The sequence below is a fragment of the Polaromonas sp. P1_G2 genome, assembly GCF_056405515.1.
Genome location: NZ_JBFUBY010000310.1, coordinates 1 through 4,500 on the forward strand (window position 1 = coordinate 1; position 4,500 = coordinate 4,500).

At 66.1% G+C, this 4,500-nt stretch carries 5 protein-coding genes; 3 read left to right on the forward strand and 2 right to left on the reverse strand.

Annotated features, from left to right (window positions below; translation table 11 throughout):
- The first annotated feature begins 150 nt into the window (after nt 1–150).
- Both AC1D0P_RS22255 and AC1D0P_RS22260 read left to right on the forward strand, forming a co-directional pair.
- Nucleotides 151–1,107, forward strand: a complete 957-nt coding sequence (locus tag AC1D0P_RS22255) for an alpha/beta hydrolase (protein ID WP_477678736.1) — start codon at nt 151–153, stop codon at nt 1,105–1,107.
- Between the two features lie 13 nt (nt 1,108–1,120).
- Nucleotides 1,121–1,978 (forward strand): YbgC/FadM family acyl-CoA thioesterase, encoded by an 858-nt coding sequence (locus AC1D0P_RS22260; RefSeq protein ID WP_477678737.1) that lies wholly within the window; start codon nt 1,121–1,123, stop codon nt 1,976–1,978.
- On the opposite strand, the gene AC1D0P_RS22265 is transcribed toward AC1D0P_RS22260, so the two are convergent.
- Together AC1D0P_RS22265 and ygfZ are read right to left on the reverse strand one after the other, a co-directional pair.
- Nucleotides 1,965–2,786, reverse strand: a complete 822-nt coding sequence (locus AC1D0P_RS22265; protein ID WP_477678738.1) for an NRDE family protein — start codon at nt 2,784–2,786, stop codon at nt 1,965–1,967. The two genes, AC1D0P_RS22260 and AC1D0P_RS22265, sit on opposite strands and share 14 nt — an antisense overlap.
- The gene (gene ygfZ / locus AC1D0P_RS22270; protein ID WP_477678739.1) at nt 2,786–3,724 is read right to left on the reverse strand and encodes a CAF17-like 4Fe-4S cluster assembly/insertion protein YgfZ; all 939 of its coding nucleotides are present in this window, start codon (nt 3,722–3,724) and stop codon (nt 2,786–2,788) included. Before ygfZ ends, AC1D0P_RS22265 begins: the two co-directional genes overlap by 1 nt.
- Before the next feature lie 84 nt (nt 3,725–3,808).
- Between ygfZ and AC1D0P_RS22275 the strand changes: the two genes are divergently transcribed.
- On the forward strand, nt 3,809–4,500 hold a 692-nt coding region (locus AC1D0P_RS22275; protein ID WP_477678740.1), incomplete at its 3' end, for an endolytic transglycosylase MltG.

Genomic DNA, 4,500 nt, shown 5'->3' on the forward strand with positions numbered 1-4,500 from the left:
GTCTTTCTGCGTTGTACGATGTGGGGCTATGCGGATCCTTGCGCTGACTTTAATGGCTTTCAAGGCATTCCGCCCAAATCCCCCGCACGCCAACCCCGATTCCCGTCACCTCGGTGATAGTGCCCGCGTTTTRAACCCCGCCATTCACTGATGCCGCCCAACCCGCAAACCCTGCTGACCCCCACCATGCGCGACGTGCTGAGCCGCATCGCCCGCGCCAATCGCCCGCCGTTCCATACCTTGACCCCGGACCAGGCCCGCGCCGCCTACGAGGCCGGCGCCGGCGTGCTGGAAATCCCCAAGCCCGCGCTGGAGCGCGTGCAAGAGCTGCGCATTCCCGCGCGCGACGGCGAATGGCTGGGCGCGCGGCTGTATGCGCCGTCCGACCAGGCTCTGCCGGTGCTGCTGTTCTTTCACGGCGGCGGCTTCACGGTGGGCAGCGTCGCAACCCATGACATCCTGTGCAGGCAACTGAGCCTGCTGGYCGGCATCGCGGTGGTGTCGGTCGACTACCGCCTGGCGCCGGCGCACAAGTTTCCAACGGCGGCCAACGACGCCTGGGACGCGCTGCAGTGGCTCGCCGCCCACGCTGTGGACCAAGGTTTGGATGCCTCACGCATCGCGGTCGGCGGCGACAGCGCGGGCGGCACGCTGGCCGCCATGTGCGCGGTGCTGGCACGTGACGCCGGCCTGCCGCTGGCCCTGCAGTTGCTGATCTACCCAGGCTGCGCCGCGCACCAGGACACGCCGTCGCACAAAACCTTCGCCGAGGGCTTTGTACTGGACGAGGCCGACATCAGCTGGTTCTTCAGTCAGTACATACGCAGCCCGGCGGACCGCGACGACTGGCGTTTCGCGCCGCTCAACGCACCCGACGTGGATGGCGTCGCCACGGCCTGGGTGGGCCTGGCCGAATGCGACCCGCTGGTCGACGAGGGCGTGATGTACGCCGACAAGCTGCGCACGGCCGGCGTGGCGGTGGACCTGGAGATTTACCGCGGCGTCACGCACGAATTCATCAAGATGGGCCGCATCATTCCCGAGGCCAGGCGCGCCCAGGCCGATGCGGCGGCGGCGCTGCGCGGCGCCTTCGGGCTGGATCCCTAAGGAGACGACAAGCATGAAACGACAGGACTTCCGCTTTTTCCACCGCCTGCGCGTGCGCTGGGCCGAGGTGGACATGCAAAAAATCGTGTTTAACGCGCATTACCTGATGTACTTCGACACGGCCATCACCGACTACTGGCGCGCGCTGGCCCTGCCGTATGAAGAGGCCATGGTGCAGTTGGACGGTGACCTCTACGTCAAGAAAGCGACCGTGGAATACCACGGCTCGGCGCGTTTTGACGAGCAGATCGACGTGGCGCTCAAGTGCGCGCGCATCGGCAATTCGTCCATGGCGTTTTCAGGGGCGATCTTCCGCGGCGATGAACTGCTGATCAGCTGCGAGCTGGTTTACGTGTTTGCCGATCCCGCCTCGCAGACTTCCAAACCCGTACCCGAGGCCTTGCGCCGCGTGCTGACAGGCTATGAAGCCGGCGAGGCCATGCTGCGGATCAAGACCGGCGACTGGGCCACGCTGGGCGCGGATGCCGGCAAGGTGCGCACCGCCGTGTTTGTGCGGGAGCAGGGCATTCCCATGGAGATGGAATGGGACGAGGCCGACAGCACGGCCCTGCATGCCGTGGCCTACAACGGCCTGGGGCAGGGCATTGCGACGGGGCGGCTGGTCCGCCACGCGGACGGCGTGGGCAAGATAGGCCGCATGGCGGTGCACCGCGCACTGCGCGGCTCCAACGTCGGCCGCGACATCCTGAATGCCTTGATGGAAGCCGCCCGCAGCCGGGGTGACGGCGAAGTCATGCTCTACGCCCAGCGCAGCGCCGAGGGCTTTTACCAGCGCCTGGGATTCTTGCCGCGTGGTGAGCCGTTTGAGGAAGTCGGCATTCCGCACATCGAGATGGTCAAGGCGCCTTGAAGCTGAATTGCTCGCGATGTACTGCGGCGACGGCCGGGTCCTCGCGGCCATGGGTGCGTTCTTCCAGCTCGATATTCCACCCGGCGCCGGACGCCGTCGCCAGCAGCACGGTGCTGCAGCGTGTGCCATAGGCTCGCCCCGGCACTTCCACAAAAGCACTTGAGAGCGCTTCCTCCAGGTCGGGTGGCACGCCGGTGTGCGGAAGGTCCTCAGGCAAGGCGCGCTGCCGGCTGCCCAGCGCCGTCCACAGCAGCTTTTGCAGGCCCTCATGGCCATCGCCGGTTTGCAAGGCGGCCGCCAGCACGCGCTTCAGTTCCAGGGTTTTAGGCCAGGGCGTGTCCAGCCCGGCATTGGAAAGCCCATACAAGCCAGGCGACAAAGCCTGGGCATGCAAGGCCGGCGCGCCCTCATATTTGTTGGTGACCCAGGTCCAGGCCTTTTGCCGCAAGTCGCCCAGCACCAGGTTGAAGCCGCCAAAGGCCGCGCCCTTGTCTTCGAGCGACGCCACAAAACCYGCTGCATCGCCGCTGCCTTCCAGCCAGCGCGTGACCAGTTCACCGCGCGAACGCGGTGCGGCTTCGGGCTGGGCTTGCCGCACATTGGTCAAAAAAGCGATGCGGCCGGCAGGCGTGATGCCCATCCAGGTGCCGCCTGCGCGAAGGTCGCGGCCGGAGATGATCTCTTGGCCCGAGGCGGTTTTCCAGCGGGCCAGCGGCAGCGTGGGCCGTTCCAGGAATTCATCGCGGTTGGCCGCGATCACCAGCGGCCAGCGTTGCGAGGTGCCGATRGCAAACGCAACCAGGCACATCAGATGTCTTCGAGCAGCGCGTAGGGCAGGGGGAGCAGGGTGAGGATTTCACCTGAAGCGCTTCCCAAGGTCAGGCGGCCGTCGGTGGCATCGGCGGCCGCGGAGGTCTGCATGGACACGATGGCGTCAAACCCACCGGCCGGGTTGGGGGCGGCCGCGGCGACCGTGCCGCAAGGCTGGCCAGCGTCGGAGGCATGGAACACCTCTTGCCCGACCGATGGCGTGCCAGCGGTGTGAGCCACGTAGGCGCGCCGCTTGAGCGTGCCCCTGAACTGGCTGCGCGCCACGATTTCCTGGCCGGGGTAGCAGCCTTTCTTGAAGTTCACGCCGCCCACGGATTCGTAATTGAGCATCTGCGGCACAAAGGCCTCGAAGATGGGCTGGGTAATCATCGCGATGCCGGAGCGCACGCCCAGCCATTGCCAGTCGGCGAGAGTGATGGGTGAGCCCTGGGGCGCGGGCGACCCGGCCGGCGCGCACCACAACGCGCGCGCCTGGCCGGCGCCGGGGTGCAGAAACACCAGGTTGGCGTCACCCAGATCAATCTTTTCCCACAGCGCACCGGCCCGGCCCGCGACCTGCGCCACGGCGGCCCCGGCAACGCCGTACAAGGCGAATTCGGCGCTCGCGTCGCTGAGTTTGGCCTTGGCGCGCAGCACAAACATGGACAGGCGCTTGAGCGTGGCGGGCAGGATGTCGCGGCTGCAGACCAGCAACAGGTCCGCGCCATGTTTAAAAACCACAAAGCTGGCCTGCATGCGGCCCTTGGCATTGCAGAAGGCGGCCAGGCGCGCTTCATGCTCGCCCATCAGCGCCACGTCCTGCGTCAGCTGGCCCTGCAGGAAGGTGACGGCATCGTCACCCGCCACGCGGATCACGCCCAGGTGCGTCAGTTCGGTGATGCCGGAAATCGGGGAGGCGGTGCTGGGCAGGGTCATGGGGTCTTCACGGTCGGTGGGGAGATGGGCTGAATTATCATAGGCCTGAGCTTTTGCGTTCTGTACTGAAAAGGTAGCTGGGTTGTGCGTCGTGTCTTTACAAGTCTGTTGATCCTGGTATTTGCCGGCGCCCTGCTGTTGTTCGGTGCGGCCCTGTGGTGGCTGAACGAGCCGATTCCCCTACGGTTGCCGCCCGGCAGCCAGGTGGTGGATCTGGAAATTGAACCCGGTACCCCTGCCAGCGGTGTGGCAGACGTCATCGTGGCCAGCGGCGCCGATGTGCCGGCGATTTTTCTCCATGCCTGGTTCCGCTTTTCGGGTCAGGGTCGGCTGATCAAGGCCGGCAGCTATGAGGTGGCGCCCGGCACCACGCCGCAAAAGCTGCTCAGCATGCTGGTGCGGGGTGATCAAGCCCTCAAAAGCGTGACACTGGTCGAAGGCTGGAACTTCAACCAGGTGCGCGCGGCGCTGCAGAAGGCCGAACAGTTGTCGCCCGACACGCTCAACCTGGCGCCCGAGGCCATCATGGAAAAACTGGGCAAACCGGGCGTGCACCCCGAGGGCCGCTTTTTCCCTGACACCTATACCTATGCCAAAGGCTCCAGCGACCTGGCCGTGCTCAAGCGCGCGGCACGCGCCATGGACAAACGCCTGGACGCCGCCTGGGCCCTGCGCAACCCGGACACCCCGCTCAAAACCCCCGACGAGGCGCTGATCCTGGCCAGCATTGTCGAAAAGGAAACCGGCAAGCCCTCGGACCGGGCGCAGATAGGCGG